At 70.3% G+C, this 22,692-nt stretch carries 14 protein-coding genes; 12 read left to right on the top strand and 2 right to left on the bottom strand.

The features are described from left to right. Positions 1-15: 15 nt before the first annotated feature. Positions 16-3,525: a bifunctional proline dehydrogenase/L-glutamate gamma-semialdehyde dehydrogenase PutA gene (gene putA / locus GWK16_RS07680; RefSeq protein ID WP_338144427.1), complete on the top strand. Its 3,510-nt coding sequence runs from the start codon at positions 16-18 to the stop codon at positions 3,523-3,525. A gap of 1 nt (position 3,526) precedes the next feature. On the opposite strand, the gene GWK16_RS07675 is transcribed toward putA, so the two are convergent. Then, positions 3,527-4,261 carry a metallophosphoesterase family protein gene (locus tag GWK16_RS07675; RefSeq protein WP_170053351.1) on the bottom strand — a complete coding sequence of 245 codons (735 nt, stop codon included), beginning with the start codon at positions 4,259-4,261 and terminating at the stop codon, positions 3,527-3,529. Between the two features lie 45 nt (positions 4,262-4,306). After that, positions 4,307-4,981, bottom strand: coding sequence for a cyclic nucleotide-binding domain-containing protein (locus GWK16_RS07670; RefSeq protein WP_170053350.1), 675 nt, complete (start codon positions 4,979-4,981; stop codon positions 4,307-4,309). A 220-nt stretch (positions 4,982-5,201) separates the two neighbouring features. On the opposite strand from GWK16_RS07670, the gene GWK16_RS07665 reads away from it, so the two are divergent. The 11 genes from GWK16_RS07665 (at position 5,202) to GWK16_RS07615 (ending at position 22,653) form a co-directional block, all read left to right on the top strand. Further along, complete coding sequence (locus GWK16_RS07665; protein WP_170053349.1) at positions 5,202-7,937, top strand: nitrate/nitrite transporter; 2,736 nt, start codon at positions 5,202-5,204, stop codon at positions 7,935-7,937. Between the two features lie 19 nt (positions 7,938-7,956). Further along, positions 7,957-11,691, top strand: coding sequence for a nitrate reductase subunit alpha (locus GWK16_RS07660; RefSeq protein ID WP_170053348.1), 3,735 nt, complete (start codon positions 7,957-7,959; stop codon positions 11,689-11,691). Between the two features lie 5 nt (positions 11,692-11,696). Then, positions 11,697-13,256 (top strand): nitrate reductase subunit beta, encoded by a 1,560-nt coding sequence (narH, locus tag GWK16_RS07655; protein ID WP_170053347.1) that lies wholly within the window; start codon positions 11,697-11,699, stop codon positions 13,254-13,256. After that, positions 13,253-13,960 (top strand): nitrate reductase molybdenum cofactor assembly chaperone, encoded by a 708-nt coding sequence (gene narJ, locus GWK16_RS07650; protein WP_170053346.1) that lies wholly within the window; start codon positions 13,253-13,255, stop codon positions 13,958-13,960. Before narH ends, narJ begins: the two co-directional genes overlap by 4 nt. A gap of 12 nt (positions 13,961-13,972) precedes the next feature. Then, positions 13,973-14,728, top strand: coding sequence for a respiratory nitrate reductase subunit gamma (gene narI, locus GWK16_RS07645; protein ID WP_170053345.1), 756 nt, complete (start codon positions 13,973-13,975; stop codon positions 14,726-14,728). 5 nt (positions 14,729-14,733) lie between these two features. Beyond that, positions 14,734-15,561, top strand: a complete 828-nt coding sequence (locus GWK16_RS07640; protein ID WP_170053344.1) for a peptidylprolyl isomerase — start codon at positions 14,734-14,736, stop codon at positions 15,559-15,561. Positions 15,562-15,568: 7 nt separating this feature from the next. Continuing rightward, positions 15,569-16,081 carry a hemerythrin domain-containing protein gene (locus GWK16_RS07635; RefSeq protein ID WP_170053343.1) on the top strand — a complete coding sequence of 171 codons (513 nt, stop codon included), beginning with the start codon at positions 15,569-15,571 and terminating at the stop codon, positions 16,079-16,081. Between the two features lie 102 nt (positions 16,082-16,183). Beyond that, complete coding sequence (locus GWK16_RS07630; RefSeq protein ID WP_170053342.1) at positions 16,184-17,374, top strand: efflux RND transporter periplasmic adaptor subunit; 1,191 nt, start codon at positions 16,184-16,186, stop codon at positions 17,372-17,374. A gap of 13 nt (positions 17,375-17,387) precedes the next feature. Next, positions 17,388-20,537: an efflux RND transporter permease subunit gene (locus GWK16_RS07625; RefSeq protein ID WP_170053341.1), complete on the top strand. Its 3,150-nt coding sequence runs from the start codon at positions 17,388-17,390 to the stop codon at positions 20,535-20,537. 2 nt (positions 20,538-20,539) lie between these two features. Next, positions 20,540-22,018, top strand: a complete 1,479-nt coding sequence (locus GWK16_RS07620) for an efflux transporter outer membrane subunit (RefSeq protein ID WP_170053340.1) — start codon at positions 20,540-20,542, stop codon at positions 22,016-22,018. Then, positions 22,015-22,653 carry a TetR/AcrR family transcriptional regulator gene (locus GWK16_RS07615; protein ID WP_170053339.1) on the top strand — a complete coding sequence of 213 codons (639 nt, stop codon included), beginning with the start codon at positions 22,015-22,017 and terminating at the stop codon, positions 22,651-22,653. The genes GWK16_RS07620 and GWK16_RS07615 overlap by 4 nt, the downstream gene beginning before the upstream one ends. The last annotated feature ends 39 nt before the right edge of the window (positions 22,654-22,692 follow it).

Here is a 22,692-nt window from a genome sequence, read left to right as displayed (position 1 = left end):
GAAGGACCGCCTGCCGTGACCGCCCCGCCTGCGCCGTTTGCCGACCTGGTCCGCGATCACGTCCCGCGCGACGCACTGCGCCGTGCCGTCACCGCTGCGCATCGCCGGCCCGAGCCCGACTGCCTGCCGCCGCTGATCGCGGCAGCGCGGCTGTCGGAACCCGAGCAGGCCCAGGCCACGGTCCTCGCCCGCCGCCTGGTCACTGCGCTGCGCGCCCATCCGCGCAAGGGCGGGGTCGAGGCGCTGGTGCAGGAATTCTCCCTCTCGAGCCAGGAGGGCGTCGCGCTCATGTGCCTGGCCGAGGCGCTGCTGCGCATCCCCGACACGGCGACGCGGGACGCGCTGATCCGCGACAAGATCGGCGGCGGGGATTGGGCGGCGCATCTGGGGCATTCGCCGTCGATGTTCGTGAACGCGGCGACCTGGGGGCTGGTCATCACCGGGCGGCTGACGGCGACGGGCAACGAGGCGGGCCTCGGCGCCGCGCTGACCCGGCTGATCGCCCGCGCCGGCGAGCCCGTGATCCGCCGCGGCGTCGACCTCGCCATGCGGATGATGGGCGAGCAGTTCGTCACCGGCCAGACGATCGAGGAGGCGCTCACCCGCGCCCGCACGATGGAGGCCAAGGGCTTCCGCTATTCCTACGACATGCTCGGCGAGGCGGCGATGACGGCGGCGGACGCCGCGCGCTACCTCGCGGCCTATGAGCAGGCGGTCCACGCCATGGGCGCGGCCGCGGCCGGGCGCGGGATCGAGAAGGGGCCAGGCATCTCGGTGAAGCTCTCGGCGCTGCATCCGCGCTATGCGCGCGCGCAGCGGGCGCGGGCGATGGGGGAATTGCTGCCGCGCCTCGCGCATCTCGCGCGGCTCGCGAAGCGCTACGACATCGGGCTCAACATCGATGCGGAGGAGAGCGAGCGGCTCGAACTCTCCCTCGACCTTCTGGAAGCGCTTTGCCACGACGAGGCCCTGGCGGGCTGGGACGGCGTCGGCTTCGTCATCCAGGCCTATCAGCGCCGCGCGCCCTTCGTGGTGGACGTGGTGGTCGACATGGCCCGCCGCACCGGGCGTCGGATGATGGTGCGCCTGGTCAAGGGCGCCTATTGGGACAGCGAGATCAAGCGCGCGCAGGTGGACGGGCTGGACGACTTCCCGGTCTTCACGCGCAAGGTGCATACGGATGTGTCGTATCTCGCCTGCGCGCGGCGGCTGCTCGCGGCGCAGGATGCGGTGTTCCCGCAATTCGCGACGCACAACGCGCAGACGCTGGCCGCCATCCACGCCATGGCGGGACCAGATGCGCGCTACGAGTTCCAGTGCCTGCACGGCATGGGCGAACCGCTCTACGAGGAGGTGGTCGGCCCGGCGAAGCTGAACCGCGCCTGCCGAATCTACGCGCCCGTCGGCACGCATGAGACGCTGCTCGCCTATCTCGTGCGGCGGCTGCTGGAGAACGGGGCGAATTCCTCCTTCGTGCATCGCATCCATGATCCGGACGTGCCGGTGGACGCGCTGCTGGAAGACCCCGTCGCGGCGGCCGAGGCACTGGTCCCGGTCGGCCGTCCGCATGACCGCATCGCCGCGCCGCCGGCGCTGTTCGGGGCGGAACGGCGCAATTCGGCGGGGCTCGACCTGGCGAACGAGGACCGGCTGGCAGCGCTGGCGGCGACACTCGCGGCGGGCGTGGCGACGCCGCTGCGGGCGGTGCCGCTGCTCGGCGACGGCGCCGCGGCGGGCGCGGCGCGCGAGCTCCGCAACCCCGCCGACCATCGCGACCTGGTCGGCCATGTGGTCGAAGCCGATGCCGCGACGGTCGACCGCGCCATCGCGCAGGCCGAGGCCGCCGCGCCCGGCTGGGCCGCGACGCCGCCCGTCGCGCGCGCCGCGCTGCTGGACCGCGCCGCCGCGCTGATGGAAGCACGCATGGACCTGCTGATCGGACCCATCGTGCGCGAGGCCGGCAAGTCCCTGCCCAACGCCATCGCCGAGGTGCGGGAGGCGGTGGACTTCCTGCGCTACTACGCCGCCGGCGCGCGTGGGCTGGACGGCGCGGAACCGCTCGGCCCCATCGCCTGCATCTCGCCCTGGAACTTCCCCCTCGCGATCTTCACCGGCCAGGTTGCGGCGGCGCTGGCGGCCGGCAATCCGGTGCTCGCCAAGCCCGCCGAGGAAGTGCCCATCATCGGCAGCCTCGCCGTCGGGCTGCTGCGGGAGGCCGGCGTGCCGCCCGCCGTCGTGCAGCTGCTGCCGGGCGACAGCGCGGTGGGGGCGCGGCTGGTGGCCGATCCGCGCATCCAGGGCGTGATGTTCACCGGGTCGACCGAAGTGGCGCGGCTGATCAACGCCGAGCTCGCACGGAGGCTGCGCGGCGACGGCAGCCCCGTGCCGCTTATTGCCGAGACCGGCGGGCAGAATGCGTTGGTGGTCGACAGTTCCGCCCTGCCCGAGCAGGTGGTCGCCGACGTGCTCGCCTCCGCCTTCGACAGCGCGGGGCAGCGCTGCTCGGCGCTGCGTGTCCTGTGCCTGCAGGAGGAGATCGCGGGTCGGGTAGTCGCGATGCTGAAGGGCGCGATGGCGGAACTCATGATCGGCGTGCCGGACCGGCTCCCGGTCGATGTCGGCCCGGTCATCACGACCGAGGCGCGCGACACCATCCTGCGCCACGTCGAGGCGATGCGTGCCAAGGGCCACGCGGTCCACGCCCTCCCGCTGCCCGAGGCCTGCGCGCATGGCACCTTCGTCGCGCCGACCCTTGTCGAGATCGGCGCCATCGCCGAACTGGAGCGCGAGGTCTTCGGCCCCGTGCTGCACGTCCTGCGCTACCGGCGCGAGGAGACCGAGGCGCTGGTCGCCGCCATCGCCGCCACCGGCTACGGCCTGACCTTCGGCGTGCATTCCCGCATCGACGAGACGATCGACCACCTGGTCGCGGCGGCGCCGGCCGGAAATGTCTACGTCAACCGGAACCTGATCGGCGCCGTGGTCGGCGTGCAGCCCTTCGGCGGGCATGGGCTGTCGGGCACCGGGCCGAAGGCGGGCGGGCCGCTCTACCTGCGGCGGCTACTCGCGCGCGCGCCTGCGATGCCGCCGTTGCCGCCTGTCGCCCTGCTGCCCGGCCCGGTGGGTGAGCGCAACGAATACCGGCTGGAACCGCGCGGGGAGGTGCTCTGCGTCGCCACCACCGAGGCCGGGCTGCGCGCCCAGGTCGAGGCGGCGCTCGCGGCCGGGAACCGTGTGCGGCTGGTCGCGCCCGCCGCGCTACGCGACGCCCTGCTGCCCGCCCAGCGCGCGCAGGTAACGGCGGCGCCGGCGATCGGCCCTGGTCCATGGTCCGTGGCGCTGGTGGAAGGCGCGGCGCTCCCCGAGGCCTGCCCCGTCATCGCCGCCCTGCCCGGCCCGCTGCGGCCGGTCTTCCGCGTCGACGCGGCGCATGCCGCGCCGCTGGAATTCCTGCTCTCCGAACGCTCCGTCAGCACCAACACCGCCGCGGCGGGCGGCAATGCGAGCCTGATGAGCCTCGACTGAATCAACCGGGCATCCGGCCCGTGCGCAGGGCATGTGCCCAACTCGGCCGCCCCGCCGCCTCGGCTTCCGCCGCCGCGGCCTCGTGGTCGTAGGGGATGGCCAGCATCTCGCAGCCCGTCAGCCGGCCATCCGCGATCTCGGCGATCGCGTAGCGGGCGAAGGGCGACCCGGCCTCGCAGACATGCGCCGGGTCGGTGTCGTCGAGGTAGCCGGGGCAGCCGACGCTGCCCGGGTTCAGCACCATCGTCCCGTTCGGCAGGGTGAGCAGCCCAGGCAGGTGGCTATGGCCGCAGAGCAGCAGCGTTGCCTGCAACGGCGGCAGCCGCGCGGCCACCACCGCGGCCGGCGACGGTCGCATGCGGCCATCCGCCACCTCCTCGAGAAGGTAGGCATTGTCGTCGTCCGGCCGCGCATGGAAGGCGAGCAGGCCCGGCGCCGGCGCGAGCGTCACTGGCAATGCGCCGAGCCAGGCCCGCTGCGCCGCATCGAGCCGGTCCCGCGCGAAGGCGTCGGAACCACCGGTCGTCCCTTCCGCCACCCAGCGATCGTGGTTGCCGCGCACGGTCGGGATGCCGGCGGCGATGACGCGTTCCACCGTCTCGCGCGGTCGCATCGGCCCGGACGCGACGTCGCCCAGGTTGACGATGTCCCGCACGCCGCGCCGCGCGATGTCGGCGAGCACGGCGTCGAGGGCGAGGCAATTGCCGTGGATGTCGGCGATGACGGCGAGGCGCATGCGCCAGCATAGGTGCCTCGCGCCGCGACAGTCACCCCCGCCGGGTCAAGGGATCAGCGCGGCCCGGTCGGGCACCGTGGTCGCCCCGTCCGGCCCGCGGCGCAGCTTGCCCTTGCGCTCCAGCTCGGCGAAGGCGCGCGACAGCGTCTCAGGCGTCATGCCCAGCCGCGCGGCGATCGCGGCGCGGGGTTCCGGCAGCTCCACGACGCCGGCGCCCGTCTCCTCGTCGACGCGGCGTGCGATGAAGCGGGCAAGCCGGTCCTCCGCGCTGCGCAGCTTGAGGTCGACCACCTGGTCCACCATCAGTCGCCAGTGTCGCGCCAGCAGCTCGGTCGTCGCGTGGCAGAGCTCGCGCGAGCGGGCGATGGTCTCGCGGAACACCTCGGCCGGGATCATCAGAACGCGGATCTCAGTCAGCGCCATGGCGGTGGCGAGATAGGGCAAGCGCAGCACCACGGCGGCGGCAAGGCAGAGTTCGCCCGGGCCGAACAGCTCGACCATGGTCCTGCCGCGGCCCGCGACGCACGCCTGCAGGCCGACGCGGCCTTCGAGCACCACATGCAGGAAGTCCGGCTCGTCCCCTTCCTCGAACAGCACGGCGCTGCGCGGCAGGATCTGCGTGAAGCTGGGGCGCAGGAGGTCGGCCATCGCCGCCGGCCCGGCGGCCTGAAAGAAGACCGATCGTTCGATCAGCGCCGTGGCGCGCGATGGCTGCGGCATGACGGTTCCCCCCGGCTTTGCATATGAGAAAGAGGACGCCCGGTCCGTGCGTTGATGCAGATCAACCGTGATTCCGGACTACGTCACGGTCCGGATTGTCGCATTTGGCATTCGCGCGGATTCTCCTGGCTTTGCGCGTTTCGACTTGATCCTGCTCAAGCGTCCGCCGCCCCCCTCCCGTCACCTGTGCCCGCGCCGCCGCATGAGCACGGAGGACGGCATGTCCCAGTCAGCCCCGCCACCCGACCCCGGAGCGCAATCGCGCGCCCTCTGGTTGTCGACCATCGCCTTCACGATCTGCTTCGCCGCCTGGACGATCTTCTCCATCATCGGCATCCAGATCAAACGGGACCTCGGCCTGACCGAGTTCCAGTTCGGCCTGCTGATCGGCACGCCGATCCTGACGGGCAGCCTGATCCGCCTCGTCCTCGGCGTCTGGACCGACCAGTATGGCGGGCGGATCGTGTACACGGCGGTGATGCTCTCGGCGGCGGCGGCCACCGCGCTGCTCAGCCTCGCCTACGACTACACCACCTTCCTGATCGCGGCGCTCGGCGTGGGCATCGCCGGCGGCTCCTTCGCCGTCGGCATCGCCTATGTCTCGAAGTGGTTCCCGAAGGAGAAGCAGGGCACCGCGCTCGGCATCTTCGGCGCCGGCAATGTCGGCGCGGCGGTGACCAAGTTCCTCGCCCCCTTCGTCATGGTGGCGATGGGCTGGAAGGCGGTGGCGCTGATCTGGGCCGCCGCGCTGGTGGTCATGGCGGTGGTCTTCTTCCTGTTCACGAAGGACGATCCCGACCTCGCGGCGCGCAAGGCCTCCGGCACCAAGCCGGAATCCTTCGCGGCGATGATGGAACCGCTGAAGAACGTCCAGGTCTGGCGCTTCAGCCTCTACTACTTCTTCGTCTTCGGTGCCTTCGTGGCGCTGGCGCTCTGGCTGCCGCGCTACATCATCGAAACCTACGGCTTCGACATCAAGACCGCGGGCATGATCGGCGCCGCCTACTCGGTCCCGGCGAGCCTGTTCCGGGCCTATGGCGGGCACCTCTCCGACCGCTACGGCGCGCGGCGGGTGATGTACTGGACGCTCGGCGTCTCGGTCGTGGTCACCTTCATCCTGTCCTACCCGCCGACCGATTACCTCGTGCAGGGCATCGGCGGTCCGATGCGCTTCCACCTCGAGACCGGGGTGACCGCCTTCATCGTGCTGGTCTTCGTCCTCGGCTTCTTCATGAGCCTGGGCAAGGCGGCGGTCTACAAGCACATCCCGGTCTACTACCCGAACCGCGTCGGCGCGGTCGGCGGCATCGTCGGCCTGATCGGCGGCCTCGGTGGCTTCGTGCTGCCAATGGCCTTCGGCCTGCTGAACGACCTGACCGGCATCCGGCAGTCCTGCTTCATGCTGCTGTTCGCGATCAGCGCCGTCGCGCTGGTGTGGATGCACTTCGCCATCCTGCGGATGGAACGCGAGGCGGCCGCCCCGGTGCTCGAGAAGCTGCCGGCGCTGCCCGAGATGCAGCCCATCCACGGCCCGGCGCAGGAAGGCGCGCTGCGCGGCGGCGCCATCCAGGACTGGCGGCCCGAGGATCCCGCCTTCTGGGAGGAGAAGGGCCGCGCCATCGCCAGGCGGAACCTCTGGGTGTCGATCCCCTGCCTGCTGCTCGCCTTCGCGGTGTGGATGGTCTGGTCGGTGGTGGTGGCGAAGCTGCCGCAGGTCGGCTTCCGCTTCACCACGGACGAGCTGTTCTGGCTTGCCGCACTTCCCGGCCTGTCGGGCGCGACGCTGCGCATCTTCTATTCCTTCATGCCGCCCATCTTCGGCGGGCGGCTGTGGACCACGCTCGCGACCTGGTCGCTGATCCTGCCCGCGCTCGGCATCGGCTTCGCGGTGCAGAACCCGAACACGCCCTACTGGGTGTTCCTGCTCCTCGCGCTGCTCTGCGGCTTCGGCGGCGGCAACTTCGCCTCCTCCATGGCCAACATCTCCTTCTTCTTCCCGAAGCGGGAGAAAGGCAACGCGCTCGCGCTCAATGCCGGCCTCGGCAACCTCGGCGTCAGCGTGGTGCAGTTCGTGGTGCCGATGGCGATCACCGCCGGCGTCTTCGGCTGGCTCGGCGGCGACCCGCAGGCCGTGGGCACCGGCGGCAGCCTGTGGCTGCAGAATGCCGGCTTCATCTGGGTGCCGTTCATCGCGGCCGCGGCCTTCGCAGCCTGGTTCAAGATGGACGACCTCGCCTCGATGAAGGCGTCCTTCGCCGACCAGGCGGTGATCTTCCAGCGCAAGCACAACTGGATCATGTGCTTCCTCTACACCGGCACCTTCGGGTCCTTCATCGGCTACTCCGCGGGCTTCCCGCTGCTGGCCCGCACCCAGTTCCCCGAGGTGGACGCGCTGCAATACGCCTTCCTGGGGCCGCTGGTCGGTGCGCTGTCGCGCTCGCTGACCGGCTGGGTGTCGGACAAGTGGGGCGGCGGGCGCGTGACCTTCTGGGTGTTCGTGCTGATGGCGATCGGTGTCTACGGGGTCATCCACTTCCTCGGCATCAAGGGCGAACCCGGCGCGTTCTGGGGCTTCTTCGGCTGCTTCATGTTGCTCTTCTTCGCGAGCGGGGTGGGCAACGCCTCCACCTTCCAGATGATCCCCGCGATCATGGGCAAGGAGATGGGACGGCTGATGCCCGGGGTCGACGCGGCCGCGCGCCGCGCCCAGGCCGAGAAGGAAAGTGCGGCCATCATCGGCTTCACCTCCGCCATCGCCGCCTATGGCGCCTTCTTCATCCCGAAGAGCTACGGCACCTCGATCGCGATGACCGGCAGCCCGCTCGCGGCGCTGTGGGCCTTCTTCATCTTCTACCTGCTGTGCATCGCCGTGACCTGGGGCGTCTACACGCGCCGCGGCGGCCTGCTGCACGACATCGAGCGCGGCCGGACCCCCGGCCCCGCCGTGAACGCCTGACCGGGAAGGAACAGAGACGATGAGCCATTTCCTGGATCGTCTGACCTACTTCAAGAAGTACGCCGGCACGTTCTCGAACGGCTACGGCGAGGTGACGACCGAAAGCCGCGCCTGGGAAGACGCCTATCGATCGCGATGGGCGCACGACAAGATCGTGCGGTCTACCCACGGCGCGAACTGCACCGGCTCGTGCTCCTGGAAGATCTACGTCAAGGGCGGGATCGTGACGTGGGAGACGCAGCAGACGGACTATCCACGCACGCGGCCCGGCCTGCCGAACCATGAGCCGCGCGGCTGCTCCCGCGGCGCGTCCTACTCCTGGTATCTCTACAGCGCGAACCGCATCAAGTACCCGATGATGCGCAAGCGCCTGGTGAAGCTGTGGCGTGCAGCCAAGGCGCAGTACGTCGACCCCGTTGCGGCGTGGAAGTCGATCCAGGACGATCCGGACAAGCGCAGGGAATACCAGTCGGCGCGCGGCCTCGGCGGCTTCGTGCGCGTGACCTGGGAGGAAGCGGAGGAGCTCGTCGCCGCCGCCAACGTGCACACCGCGAAGCAGCACGGGCCGGACCGTATCATCGGCTTCTCGCCGATCCCGGCGATGTCGATGGTCTCCTACGCCGCGGGCAGCCGGTATCTCTCGCTGATCGGCGGCGTCTGCATGTCCTTCTACGACTGGTATTGCGACCTGCCCCCGTCCTCCCCGCAGACCTGGGGCGAGCAGACGGACGTTCCTGAATCCGCAGATTGGTACAATGCCGGCTTCATCATGATGTGGGGGTCCAACGTGCCGCAGACGCGCACGCCGGACGCGCATTTCATGGCGGAAGCCCGTTATCGCGGCACCAAGGTGGTGACGGTCACGCCCGACTACTCCGAGGCGTCGAAGTTCGCCGATCTCTGGCTGCACCCGAAGCAGGGCACCGACGCCGCGCTCGCGCTGGCGATGGGCCATGTGATCCTGTCCGAGTGGCACGCGAAGGGACGCGGCGACTATTTCCTCGACTACTGTCGCCGGTATTCCGACATGCCGATGCTGGTCATGCTGACCGAGAAGGATGGGCGCCTGGTGCCTGACCGGCAGCTGCGCGCCTCCGACCTAGTCGGCAACGCGGGCGAGGCGAACAACCCGGATTGGAAGACCATTGCGATCGACGATGCCACCGGCAATCCCTACGTCCCGACCGGCTCGATCGGCTTCCGCTGGGGCGAGCAGGGCAAGTGGAACCTCGAGGGCCGCGACGCCAAGACGCTGGAAGCGGTGACGCCGCGACTGTCGCTGCAGGGCGGCCAGACGGCGGCGGTGACCTTTCCCTATTTCGGCGACGGCGCGACGGCCTTCTTCAACCCGACGCAGCTTGGCGACACCGTCACGCATGACGTGCCGGTGCAGTGGGTCAGGCTGGCCGATGGCAGCAGCGCGAAGGTCGCGACCGTCTACGACCTGTTCCTCGCGAACTACGGCGTGGCGCGCGACGGCGGTACCAACTACGACGCCATGGCGCCCTACACCCCCGCCTGGGCCGAGGCCGTCTGCGGCGTGCCGCGCCAGCAGATCGTCACCGTGGCGCGGGAATTCGCCGACAACGCCGAGAAGACCAAGGGCAAGTCCATGGTCATCCTCGGGGCGGCGCTGAACCACTGGTACCATTCGGACATGAACTACCGCGGCATCATCAACCTGCTGGTGATGTGCGGCTGCATCGGCCAGTCGGGCGGCGGCTGGGCGCATTACGTGGGCCAGGAGAAGCTGCGCCCGCAATCCGGCTGGATCCCTGTCGCCTTCGCGACCGACTGGGCCCGCCCGCCGCGGCAGCAGAACTCGACGTCGTTCTGGTACGCGCACACCGACCAGTGGCGCTACGAGACGGTGCAGGTGAAGGACATCCTGTCTCCCACCGCGCCGAAACAGCTCACGGGCACGCTGATCGACTTCAACATCCGCGCCGAGCGCATGGGCTGGCTGCCCTCCGCGCCGCAGCTCGCGCGCAATCCGCTGACCATCGCGGCGGAAGCCGAGGCCGCCGGCGTGCCCGTGCCGCAATACGTCGCGCAGTCGCTCAAGGCCGGCACGCTGGAGATGTCGTGCGAGGATCCCGACCATCCGACCAACTGGCCGCGCAACCTGTTCGTGTGGCGGTCGAACCTGCTCGGCTCTTCGGGCAAGGGGCACGAGTACTTCCTCAAGCATCTGCTCGGCACGCAGCACGGCGTGCAGGGCAAGGATCTCGGCGAACAGGGTGCAGCGAAGCCGGAGGAGGCCGCGTGGCATGACGAGGCACCGAAGGGAAAGCTCGACCTGCTGGTGACGCTCGACTTCCGCATGAGCACCACCTGCATGTACTCCGACATCGTGCTGCCGACGGCCACCTGGTACGAGAAGCACGACCTCAATACCTCGGACATGCATCCCTTCATCCATCCGCTCTCGGCGGCGGTGGATCCGGCTTGGGAGAGCCGCACCGACTGGGCGATCTTCCGTGGCATCGCGAAGCGCTTCTCCGCGCTCTGCAACGGCCATCTCGGCAAGGAGAAGGACACCGTCCTCACCCCGCTGATGCATGACAGTCCGGCCGAGCTCGGCCAGACGCACCACGTGCGCGAGTGGAAGAAGGGCGAGGTCGAGCCGATCCCCGGCAAGACCATGCCGGCGGTGACGGTGGTCGAGCGCGACTACCCGAACACCCATGCCCGCTTCACCTCGCTCGGTCCGCTCATGGACAAGCTCGGCAACAACGGCAAGGGCATGGCCTGGAAGACCGGGCATGAGGTCGAGTTCCTCCGCCACCTCAACGGCGAGGTCGAAGTGCCCGGTGTCGAGGGCAAGCTGGCGAAGATGGAATCCGACATCGACGCCTGCGAGACGCTGATGCACCTCGCCCCGGAGACCAACGGTCACGTTGCGGTCAAGGCATGGGAGGCGCTCGGCACGTTCACCGGGCGCGACCACACGCACCTCGCGCTGCCGAAGGAGCACGAGGCGATCCGCTTCCGCGACGTGCAGGCGCAGCCGCGCAAGATCATCTCCTCGCCCATCTGGTCGGGGCTGGAGAGCGAGGAGGTCTGCTACAACGCTGGCTACACCAACGTGCATGAACTGATCCCCTGGCGGACCCTGACGGGCCGACAGCAGCTCTACCAGGACCATCCCTGGATGCTCGCATTCGGGGAGGCGCTCTGCCTCTACCGCCCGCCGGTCGACCTGCGGGCCACGGGGCCGATGCACGGCGTGAAGCCGAACGGCAACAAGGAGATCGCGCTCAACTTCATCACCCCGCACCAGAAGTGGGGCATCCACAGCGTCTACACGGACAACCTGCTGATGCTCACCCTCTCGCGCGGCGGGCCGATCGTCTGGCTGTCCGAGGTGGATGCGGCGGACGCCGGCATCGAGGACAACGACTGGATCGAGGCCTTCAACACCAACGGCGCGCTCTGCGCCCGCGCGGTCGTCTCCCAGCGCGTCCCCAAGGGGATGGTCATGATGTACCACGCGCAGGAGAAGATCGTGAACGTTCCGGGCAGCGAGATCACGCATGCCCGCGGCGGCATCCACAACTCCGTCACGCGCTGCACGATCAAGCCGACGCATATGATCGGCGGCTACGCGCAGCTCGCCTACGGCTTCAACTACTACGGCACCATCGGCACCAACCGTGACGAGTTCGTGCTCGTGCGGAAGATGGCGAATGTCGAATGGCTGGACGGGCCGCGGGTGACACCCCAGGCGGCTGACCTCAAGGCGGCGGAGTAACGGCCATGAAGATCCGCGCTCAGATCGCGATGGTCCTGAACCTGGACAAGTGCATCGGCTGCCACACCTGCTCCGTCACCTGCAAGCAGGTGTGGACGAGCCGCGAGGGCGTCGAATACGCCTGGTTCAACAACGTCGAGACCAAGCCGGGCATCGGCTATCCGAAGGACTGGGAGAACCAGGACAAGTGGAAGGGCGGCTGGACGCGCAAGCGCAACGGCAAGATCCAGCCGAAGATCGGCGGCAAGTGGCGGATCCTGGCGAACATCTTCGCCAACCCGAACCTCCCCGAGATCGACGACTATTACGAGCCCTTCACCTTCGACTACACGCACCTGCAGACGGCACCTGAATCGGAAGCGATGCCGGTCGCGCGGCCCGTCTCGCTGATCACCGGCGAGCGGATGGAGATCAAGTGGGGCCCGAACTGGGAGGAGATCCTGGGCACGGAGTTCCGCAAGCGCTCCGCCGACCGCAACTTCGAAGGCATCCAGAAGCAGATCTACGGGCAGTTCGAGAACACCTTCATGTTCTACCTGCCGCGCCTGTGCGAGCACTGCCTCAACCCGGCCTGCGTCGCCTCCTGCCCGTCGGGCTCGATCTACAAGCGCGAGGAGGACGGCATCGTCCTCATCGACCAGGAGAAGTGCCGCGGCTGGCGCATGTGCGTCAGCGCCTGCCCGTACAAGAAGATCTACTACAACTGGCAGTCCGGTAAGGCCGAGAAGTGCATCTTCTGCTACCCGCGCATCGAGGCGGGCGAGCCGACCGTGTGCTCCGAGACCTGCGTCGGCCGCATCCGCTACCTCGGCGTGCTGCTCTATGATGCCGACCGCATCGAGGAAGCGGCGTCGGTCGAGAATGACCAGCAGCTCTATCGCAGCCAGCTCGACATCTTCTGCGACCCACATGATCCCAAGGTGATCGAGCAGGCGCGCAAGGACGGCGTGCCGGAAGCCTGGCTGGAGGCGGCGCGCAAGAGCCCGGCGCACAAGATGTGCATCGACTGGCAGATCGCCTTCCCGCTGCACCCCGAATACCGCACCCTGCCGATGGTCTGGTACGTACCGCCGCTCTCGCCCGTGCAGTCCGCGGTCGAGGCCGGCCATGTCGGCTGGCAGGATGGGCTGCCGGACATCTCCTCGCTCCGCATCCCGGTGAAGTACCTCGCCAACCTGCTGACGGCGGGCGCGGAAACCCCGGTCGTGCTCGCGCTGCAGCGCATGATGGCGATGCGCATGCACATGCGCGCCCGCACCGTCGAGAACCGCGACGACATGGAGATCCTGGCGAAGGTCGGCCTGACCAAGGACCAGGTGAACGACATGTACCAGACGCTGGCGATCGCGAATTACGAGGACCGCTACGTCATCCCGACCACCCACCGCGAATACGCCGAGAACGCCTTCGACCTGAAGTCGTCCTGCGGCTTCTCCTTCGGCCAGGGCTGCTACGACGGCCGCACGGTGGGCAACCTGTTCAGCGCCTCCGGCCCCTCCGCCGGGCGCATGGCGCCGCCGCGCATCCGCGAGGCCGCCGAGGCGCAGAAGGAGGGCCAATCGTGAACACGCGCCTCGCCATCCTCTCGACCCTGCTGCGCTATCCGGACGAGGTGCTGCGCGCCGACCTGCCGGACGTGCTGTCCTCGATCGCCACGGCGGGCTTCGCCGACCGCGACCGCCGCGCGCTGGAACGGCTCGCGCGCCGGCTCGCGGCCGGCGACCCGCTCGACCGGCAGGAGGATTTCGTGCGGCTCTTCGACCGGGGCCGCGCGACGAGCCTGCATCTCTTCGAGCATGTCCACGGCGACACGCGGAACCGCGGCCCGGCCATGGTGGAACTGGTCGCGATCTACGACGCGAACGGCTTCGCCATGACGGGGCATGAGCTGCCGGACTACCTGCCGCTCGTGCTCGAGTTCTGCGCGGTCGCGCCGGCGGAAACGGCGGCGAACCTGCTCTCCCAGGCCGGGCCGCTGCTGCAGCAGATCCACGCGAAGCTGCTCTCGCGCGGGCTGCCGTCGTCCCGCGGCTATGCCGCGGTGCTCGCCGCCGTGCTGTCGGAGGTGCGGCTCGCCCCCACCACCCTGCCGACCGACGCGCAGGACCAGGCGGACGAGGACGACCTCGCCGCCATCGATGCCGCCTATGAGGACCAACCCGTGGTCTTCGGCCCCGAATCCGACCCCGACCAGCAAGGCGCCCGCGCCAAGGTCGCCGCCATGATCCAGCGCCTGCGCTCCGTGCGCCAGGCCGCCGCCAGGCATTGAAGGAGAGCCGCGATGTCCGCCCTCTGGAACGGCTTCACCGACTACCTGCACACCTTCCTCTTCGGGATCTACCCCTACATCTGCGCCGGCGTCTTCTTCATCGGCAGCCTGATCCGCTTCGACCGCGACCAGTACACCTGGCGCTCGGGATCATCGCAGTTGCTGCGCGCGCGGCAGTTCCGCATCGGGTCGAACCTGTTTCACCTCGGCATCCTGTTCATCTTCTTCGGCCATCTGGTCGGCCTGCTGACGCCGCATTCGGTCTATGAGCACTTCATCACGGTGCAGCAGAAGCAGGCGCTCGCCATCACCGCGGGCGGCATCGCAGGCTTCTTCTGCTTCATCGGCCTGACGCTGCTGCTGCACCGGCGCCTGTTCGACGAGCGGATCCGCCGCACCTCGACCACCATCGACATCGTCATCCTGGCGATGCTGTGGGTGCAGCTCTGCCTCGGCCTCATCACGCTGCCCTTCTCGATCGGGCATCGCGACGGCGGGATGATGCTGCAGCTCTCGGCCTGGGCGCAGCACATCGTCACCTTCCGCGGCGGTGCCGCCGAGTATGTGCGTGGGGCGGATTGGGTGTTCCAGTTGCACATGGTCTTGGGCATGACGCTGTTCCTGCTCACGCCGTTCTCGCGCCTGGTGCACATCTTCTCCGCACCCGTCTGGTACCTCGGGCGCAACTGGCAGATCGTCCGCCGCCGCGGCGGCGCCACCGCGCGGCCCGGCCCCGTCGCCGCGCCGCAAGCAGGCCCGGCGGAGTAGGCGCCATGGCCGTCCATTTCCACGCCCCGCCCGAACGCCCCGCCGAACCCGCGCGGCAGGGCCCGGACCTGCCCGAACAGGACATCCTGGTCGACGGCACCCCCATCACGGCGCGCGAGGTCGCCGCCGAGATGCAGCACCACCCCGCCGACACCGCCGAGGCCGCCTGGAACGCCGCGGCGCAGGCGCTGGTCATCCGCCGCCTGCTGCAGGACGCGGCCGTCGCGCGCGGCCTCGACCCCGAGGACGATGCCGCGCTCGACGTGCTGCTCGCGGCCGAGATCACCGTCCCCGCGCTCGACGAGGCCGCCGCGCGCCGCTGGCACGCCGCCCATCCGGAACGCTTCGGCGCCCCGGACCTGTGGGAGGCGAGCCACATCCTCATCGCGGCCGACCCCGAGGACGAGGCCGAGCGCGCCACGGCCCTCGCGCGGGCCGAAGAGATCCTCGCCCAGATCCAGGCCGACCCTGACAGCCTGCCCGCCCTGGCGCGGCTGCATTCCGCCTGCCCCTCGCGCGACCAGGGCGGCCATCTCGGCCAGGTCGCGCGCGGCAGCACCGTGCCGGAGTTCGAGACGTGCCTCGCGAGCCTCTCGCCCGGCCAGGTCAGTCCCGTCGTGGTGACGTCCCGCTACGGGATGCACGTCGTGCAACTGCACGCCCACGCCCCGGCCACGCGCATGCCCTACGAGGCGGTGGCCGAGCGCGTCGCCGCCGACCTGCGCGCCCAGGCCTGGCGCGCCGCCGTGCGGCAGTACATCGCGGTGCTCGCCGGCCGCGCGCGGATCGAAGGCTTCGACTTCGCGGCGGCCGACGGGGCGCTCGTACAGTAGGGCGGCCATGCGCCGGCGCGGCGCGGAGTTCGGGCCACTGGATGCCAGGCTCCTCGCCGATCCGCTCGCCTTCCTGAGCGCGGAGCACGCTCGCCAGCGGGCGCTGCTGCGTCACCTCGAACGGGTGGCGCGGGCGCCCGGGGCTGCGGGGACCGTTGCCCTGGCGCGGGCGCTGGCGGGCTGGCTCTCCGGGGACCTGCCCCGCCACCTCGCGGCCGAGGCGCAATGCCTCCATCCCCGCCTGGTCCCGGCCGACCGGACCGGCGCGCTTGCCCGGCTCGACCGCCTCCTGCAAGCGGTCCGCGACGACCGGGAGGGGGTGCTCGCCGGGCTGCGCCTCGTCGTCGCGCACCATCCACCGCCGGCAGGCTTCGGCGCCGCGGTGCTGCGCTTCGCCGAGGCGCTGCGGCGCCTGCTCGCCTTCGAGGAATCCGACATCCTGCCCCTCGCGCGCCATGTGCTCTCGCCGGGCAGCCTGGCCGAGGTCGGGGCCGAGATCGTGCGGCGGGCCCAGGGCTGACGATCGGTATCGTTTTGTTGCAACGCAGCAATCCGGATTGACGGCCGACAAGAAACTCGCCAGTTTCCAAAATGAAAACCGACGAGTTTCCATCGAGGCCCCATGCCCCACCGGACCTATTCCGCCCGTCGCGGCGCCCTGCTCGCCGGCCTGCTCCTCGTCGCCGCCTGTGACGAAGGGCCCGGCGCCGGCGCTGCCAATGCGGCGCCCACGCCGCCGCCGCCGCCCTCGGTCACGGTGGTGACGCTGCAGCGCCAGGCGGCGCCGATGACCACCGTCCTGCCGGGCCGCACCACCGCCTTCCGCGTGGCCGAGGTCCGCCCGCAGGTCGGCGGCGTGCTGCGCGAGCGCCTGTTCACCGAGGGGCAGGAGGTCACCGCCGGCCAGCCGCTCTTCCGCATCGACCCCGCCCCCTTCCAGGCGGCGCTCGAGACTGCGGAGGCCGCGCTCGCCCGCGCCAGGGCCTCCGCCGACCAGGCGCAGACCACGGTCAACCGGTACCGCCCGCTGGTCGGCGCGCGCGCCGTCAGCCAGCAGGATTTCGACACCGCCGAGGCCGCGCTGCGCCAGGCGCAGGCGGATGTCGCCTCGGCCCAGGCGGCGGTGGACACCGCGCGGATCAACCTCGGCTACACGGTGGTGAACTCGCCGATCGCCGGGCGCACCGGTCGGTCCTCGGTGACGGTCGGCGCGCTGGTGACGGCGAGCCAGGCCAATGCCCTCGTCACCGTCACCCAGCTCGACCCGATCCATGTCGACCTGACCCAGTCGAGTGCCGCGCTGCTGCGCCAGCGTCGTGACGTCGCCGAGGGCGTTCTGCGGCGCGATTCCGCCGACCGCGCCTCCGCGGCGCTGATCCTCGAGGACGGGACGGAATACGCCCATCGCGGCGAGATCCAGTTCTCCGAGGTGATCGTCGACCAGGGCACCGGCTCGGTCACGCTGCGTGCGGTCTTCGCCAATCCGGACGGCCTGCTGATGCCGGGGATGTTCGTGCGCGCCCGCGTCGAGGAAGGCGTCGTCGACCAAGCGCTGCTGGTGCCGCAGCAGGCCGTGCAGCGCACCCCGCGCGGCGAGCCCATGGCCTATGTCGTGAACGCCGAGGGCGTGGTCGAGCAGCGCATCCTGCAGGCGAGCCGTGCCGTCGGCACGAACTGGCTGGTGTCGGCCGGCCTCAACCCAGGCGACCGCGTGGTGACGGAAGGCGTGCTGCGCATCCGCCCGGGCGCCCGCGTGAACGCCACCGAGGCCACGGCCACCGCCGAGGCCACCCCCGTCCGCGCCGGCGGCTGACCGAGGCATCCCCATGGCCCGCTTCTTCATCGACCGCCCGGTCTTCGCCTGGGTGATCGCGATCGCGATCATGCTCGCCGGCCTGCTGTCCCTGCGCACCCTGCCGGTCGCGCAGTACCCGTCCATCGCGCCGCCGGCGATCTCGATCCAGGTCAGCTATCCCGGCGCCTCGGCCGAAACGGTGCAATCCACCGTCGTGCAGGTGATCGAGCAGCAGCTGAGCGGCATCGACAACCTGCTCTACTTCGCCTCGAATGCGGCGAAGGACGGCAGTGCGACGATCACTCTCACCTTCGCGCAGGGGACCAACCCCGACACCGCGCAGGTGCAGGTGCAGAACAAGGTGCAGCTCGCCGTGCCGCGCCTGCCGCTGACCGTGCAGCAGCAGGGCATCCGCGTCGCCAAGGCGACCAGCAACTTCCTGATGGTCGTGGGCTTCGTCTCCGCCGACGGGCGGATGAGCAACTCCGACATCTCCGATTTCGTCGTCACCAGCATCCAGGACCCGATCAGCCGCACGCCGGGGGTCGGCGACTACCAGGTCTTCGGCGCGCAGTATGCGATGCGCATCTGGCTCGACCCCGCGAAGCTGGTGAACTACGGGCTGACGCCGGGCGACGTGGCGACCGCCATCCGGGCGCAGAACGTCCAGGTCGCGAGCGGCGAGATGGGCGCCCTGCCTGCGGTCGAGGGCCAGCAGCTCAACGCCACCGTCATCGGTCCGTCCTATCTCACCTCGCCCGAGGCCTTCGGCTCCATCCTGCTGCGCGTGCGGACGGACGGCGCCCAGGTCCGCCTGCGCGACGTCGCGCGCGTCGAGGTCGGCGCCGAGAACTACGCCGTCAGCGCCCTGTATGACGGCCGCCCCGCGGCGGGGATCGGCATCAAGCTCGCCTCCGGCGCCAATGCGCTCGACACCGCGGCGGCGGTGCGCGCGACGATCGACAGCCTGCGGCCGCTGCTGCCCCAGGGGCTCGAGGTCATCTACCCCTACGACACCACCCCCTTCGTGAAGCTGTCGATCGAAAGCGTGATCCACACGCTGTTCGAGGCGGTGGTGCTCGTCTTCCTGGTGATGCTGCTGTTCCTGCAGAACATCCGCGCGACGCTGATCCCGACCATCGCCGTCCCGGTCGTGCTGCTGGGCACCTTCGCGGTATTGCAGGCCGCGGGCTTCACCATCAACACACTGACCATGTTCGGCATGGTCTTGGCCATCGGCCTGCTGGTCGACGACGCCATCGTGGTGGTCGAGAATGTCGAGCGCGTGATGGCCGAGGAGCATCTGTCGCCCCTCGAGGCCACGCGCAGGTCGATGGACCAGATCACCGGCGCGCTGATCGGCATCGGCCTGGTGCTCGCCGCCGTCTTCCTGCCCATGGCCTTCTTCGGCGGATCGACCGGCGTGATCTACCGCCAGTTCTCCATCACCATCGCGACGGCGATGGCGCTGTCGGTCTTCACCGCCATCTTCTTCACCCCGGCGCTCTGCGCCACGCTGCTGAAGCCGCACAAGCCGGGCCGGTCGCAGAAGGGCTTCGCTGGCCGGTTCAATCGCGGCTTCGAACGCCTCACCGGCGGCTACGCGCGCTTCGTCGGCGCCAGCCTGCGCCGCCCGCTGCGGATGCTGGTGATCTACGGCGCGCTGCTCGGCGCGCTCGGCTTCGGCTTCCTGCGCCTGCCCGGCGGCTTCCTGCCGGACGAGGACCAGGGCATCAGCTTCGTCCAGGTGATCACCCCGCCGGGCGCCACGGCGGGCCGCACCCAGGCCGCGCTCGACCAGGTCACCCGCTACCTGCTCGAGGAGGAACGCGACACGGTCGCCTCGGTCTTCTCCCTGAACGGCTTCAACTTCAGCGGCCGCGGCCAGAATGCCGGCATGGCCTTCGTGCGGCTGCGCGACTGGGGGGACCGTCCCGGCGCGGCCCAGCGGGTGCAGGCGCTGAACGGGCGCATCATGGCCCGCTTCGGCGGCCACCGCGACGCGATGATCTTCGCCTTCGCCCCGCCCGCCATCACCGAACTCGGCAATGCGACCGGCTTCACCTTCCAGCTGCTCGACCAGTCGGGCCTCGGCCACGCGGCGCTGATGGATGCGCGCAACCAGCTGCTCGGCCTCGCTGCGCAAAGCCCCGTGCTCATGGCCGTGCGTCCCAACGGGCTGAACGACGAGGCACAGTTCCACCTCCTCATCGACTGGGAACGCGCCAGCGCGCTCGGCCTGACGGTGAACGACATCAACACCACCCTCGCGACGGCCTGGGGTGCCACCTACGTCAACGACTTCATGGATCGCGGCCGCGTGAAGCGCGTCTACCTGCAGGGCGAGGCCGGCGCGCGCATGCTGCCCGGCGACCTCGACCGCTGGTTCGTACGCAACGCGGCGGGGCAGATGGTGCCGTTCTCCGCCTTCGGCCGGACCGAATGGGCCTATGGCTCGCCGCGGCTCGAGCGCTTCAACGGCATCGCCTCGCGCGAGATCGCCGGCGCTCCCGCCCCGGGCCGCACCACCGGCGAGGCGATGGCCGAGATGCAGCGCCTGATGCAGCAGCTCCCACCCGGCTTCGGCCATGCCTGGTCGGGCCTGTCCTATGAGGAACGGCAATCCTCGGGCCAGGCGCCGGCGCTCTATGCCATCTCGCTGCTCGTGGTCTTCCTCTGCCTCGCGGCGCTGTACGAGAGCTGGTCGATCCCGGCGGCGGTGATGATGGTCGTGCCGCTCGGCGTGCTGGGGGCGGTCGCAGCCTCCCTCGCGCGCGGGCTGTCCAACGACATCTACTTCCAGGTCGGCCTGCTGACGACGATCGGCCTGTCGGCCAAGAACGCCATCCTCATCGTCGAATTCGCCAAGGAGAACTTCGACAAGGGCATGGGGCTGGTGGAAGCGGCGGTCGATGCCGCGCGGCAGCGCCTGCGGCCGATCATCATGACGTCGCTCGCCTTCGGGCTCGGCGTGGTGCCGCTCGCCATCGCGACCGGCGCCGGCGCGGGCGGGCAGAACGCCATCGGCATCGGCGTGCTGGGCGGTGTCGCGGCGGGGACGCTGCTCGCCATCGCCTTCGTGCCGGTCTTCTTCCTCGTGGTGCTGCGGCTGTTCCGCACGCGGCGGCGCCACACCCCCGAAGCATCCCCGCCGGCCCCGGTGCTGCAGGCCGGAGAGTGACCATGACCCGACTGCCCGTCCTGTCCCTCGCGCTGCTGCTGACCACCGGCTGCAGCCTGATCCCGGACACCCCCGCCACCAACGCCGGCGTGCCTGCCGCCTGGCCCGAGGGCCCGGCCTATCGCAGCACCGCGGCCGTCGCGGCCGTCGACCCGGACCGCGAGGCCGACGCCATCGGCTGGCGCGACGCCTTCGCCGACCCGCGCCTGCAGCGCGCGATCGAGACGGCGATCGCCAACAACCGCGACCTGCGCATCGCCGTGCAGAACGTCGCACTGGCCGAGGCGCAGTACCGCGTCCAGCGCGCCGACCTGTTTCCCCATCTCGGCGCCACGGGGTCCTTCGACGCCAGCCGCACGCCGCTGCCCGTCGCCTCCTCCTCGGTGCCGATCGACGCCGCCGCCGGCATCACCCGACGCATCTACGGCGCCGGCATCGGCTTCAGCGCCTATGAGATCGATCTGTTCGGCCGCGTCCGCAGCCTGAGCGCCGCGGCCTTCGAACGCTACCTGAGCTACGGCGAGACACGCCGCGCCGCGCAGATCAGCCTCGTCGCGCAGGTGGCCAATGCCTGGCTCGCCATCGCGGCGGACGAGGAGGCGCTGGACCTGACCCGCCGCACCCTGGCGAACCAGGAGGAAGCCTTCGCCATCACCCGCGCGGCCTTCCAGGGCGGCACGGCGACCGAGGTCGCGCTGCGCCAGGCCCAGACCTCGGTCGAGACCGCCCGCGCGGGGCTCGAGCGCTACACCCGGCTGAAGGCGCAGGACGTGAACGCGCTCGCGCTGCTGCTCGGCACGCCGGTCCCGCAGGAGATCCTGCCCGCCTCGCTCTCCTCGGTCGGCCGCGCGGTGGCCGAGGTGCCGGCCGGCGTCTCCTCCGCCGTGCTGCTGCGCCGACCGGACGTGCTGGCGGCCGAGCGCAACCTCACCGCCGCGAACGCCGAGATCGGCGCCGCCCGCGCGGCCTTCTTCCCCAGCATCACCCTGACGGCCAATGCCGGCACGGCGAGCGCAGGGCTGAACCAGCTGTTCGGCGCCGGCAGCGGGTCCTGGACCTTCGCGCCGCAGATCAACCTGCCGATCTTCAAAGCCGGGCAGTTGCAGGGCAGCCTCGATGCCGCGCGCATCCGCACCGACATCCAGGTCGCGACCTATGAACGCTCCGTCCAGGCCGCGTTCCAGGAGGTCTCGGACGCGCTCGCCGCCCGCGGCACCTATGACCGGCAGATCGCTGCGCAACGCGCCCTGGTCGGCGCCTACCAGGAGGCCTACCGGCTTTCCCTGCTGCGCTTCCGGACCGGGCTCGACAACTACCAGGCCTCGCTCGACTCCCAGCGGCAACTCTTCCAGGCGCAACAGGAGCTCATCGCCCTCGAATTGCAGCGGCAGCAGAACCGGGTTTCGCTGTATCGTGCCCTCGGCGGGGGCTGGCAGGAGCGGAGCGGAACCATGGCGCGGGCGGGATCCGGGGCATCATGAGCGACGTGGCGGAGGCCGCCCCGCGGCGCCGCCTGTCCGAGGCGGATCGCGATCGCCTGCTGCGCGCGGCGGCGCACGGCATCTTCCTGCGCGACGGCTACACCGCCGCACGGATGGATGACGTCGCCCACGCCGCCGGCATGTCCAAGCGGACGCTCTACCAGCACTATGCTTCGAAGGCCCTGCTGTTCGAGGCGGTGATGCAGGACAGCCTCTGCCCCCTCGGCATCGACCCGGCGGCGGAGGCCGAACCCGACCTCGCCACCGCGCTTCGGGCCATGCTCGTCTCCCTCGCGCGGCACCTGTTCGAACCGCAGCAGGTCGCGATCTTTCGCCTGATCATCGCCGAGGTGCGCCGCGCCCCGGAACTGGCCGACGCCTTCCATCGCGCGGGGCCCGGTCGCGGCGCGAGCTCCATCGAGCGGCGCCTCGCCGCCGAGATCGACTCCGGCCAGCTGCGCCTGGCGGATGCCCACCAGGCGGCGCGGATGCTGTTCGGCGCGGCGATCGGCGCGGCGCACATGTTCCTGCTGCTCGGCCTGAACGGCCCACCATCCGAAGCCGAGATCGAGCGCCTCGCCGGCGAAGCGGTGGAGATCTTCCTGCGCGGTGCGTTGACCGACCGGGCTGGCTGATCCGTCGCCGTCCTTGCGGTCACGCAAGGCCGGCCTGTC

The organism is Neoroseomonas marina (assembly GCF_012927745.1).
Lineage (GTDB): Bacteria > Pseudomonadota > Alphaproteobacteria > Acetobacterales > Acetobacteraceae > Neoroseomonas > Neoroseomonas marina.
This window is presented reverse-complemented; position numbering and strand designations above follow the sequence as displayed.

What these genes read in the sequence shown, in the direction of transcription:
- GWK16_RS07620 (WP_170053340.1), top strand. Translation starts at nt 20,540, where the DNA reads ATGACCCGACTGCCCGTCCTGTCCCTCGCGCTGCTGCTGACCACCGGC.
- GWK16_RS07675 (WP_170053351.1), bottom strand. Translation starts at nt 4,261, where the DNA reads ATGCGCCTCGCCGTCATCGCCGACATCCACGGCAATTGCCTCGCCCTC.
- narI (WP_170053345.1), top strand. Translation starts at nt 13,973, where the DNA reads ATGTCCGCCCTCTGGAACGGCTTCACCGACTACCTGCACACCTTCCTC.
- GWK16_RS07630 (WP_170053342.1), top strand. Translation starts at nt 16,184, where the DNA reads ATGCCCCACCGGACCTATTCCGCCCGTCGCGGCGCCCTGCTCGCCGGC.
- narH (WP_170053347.1), top strand. Translation starts at nt 11,697, where the DNA reads ATGAAGATCCGCGCTCAGATCGCGATGGTCCTGAACCTGGACAAGTGC.
- GWK16_RS07615 (WP_170053339.1), top strand. Translation starts at nt 22,015, where the DNA reads ATGAGCGACGTGGCGGAGGCCGCCCCGCGGCGCCGCCTGTCCGAGGCG.
- GWK16_RS07625 (WP_170053341.1), top strand. Translation starts at nt 17,388, where the DNA reads ATGGCCCGCTTCTTCATCGACCGCCCGGTCTTCGCCTGGGTGATCGCG.
- GWK16_RS07665 (WP_170053349.1), top strand. Translation starts at nt 5,202, where the DNA reads ATGTCCCAGTCAGCCCCGCCACCCGACCCCGGAGCGCAATCGCGCGCC.
- GWK16_RS07640 (WP_170053344.1), top strand. Translation starts at nt 14,734, where the DNA reads ATGGCCGTCCATTTCCACGCCCCGCCCGAACGCCCCGCCGAACCCGCG.
- GWK16_RS07670 (WP_170053350.1), bottom strand. Translation starts at nt 4,981, where the DNA reads ATGCCGCAGCCATCGCGCGCCACGGCGCTGATCGAACGATCGGTCTTC.
- GWK16_RS07635 (WP_170053343.1), top strand. Translation starts at nt 15,569, where the DNA reads ATGCGCCGGCGCGGCGCGGAGTTCGGGCCACTGGATGCCAGGCTCCTC.
- GWK16_RS07660 (WP_170053348.1), top strand. Translation starts at nt 7,957, where the DNA reads ATGAGCCATTTCCTGGATCGTCTGACCTACTTCAAGAAGTACGCCGGC.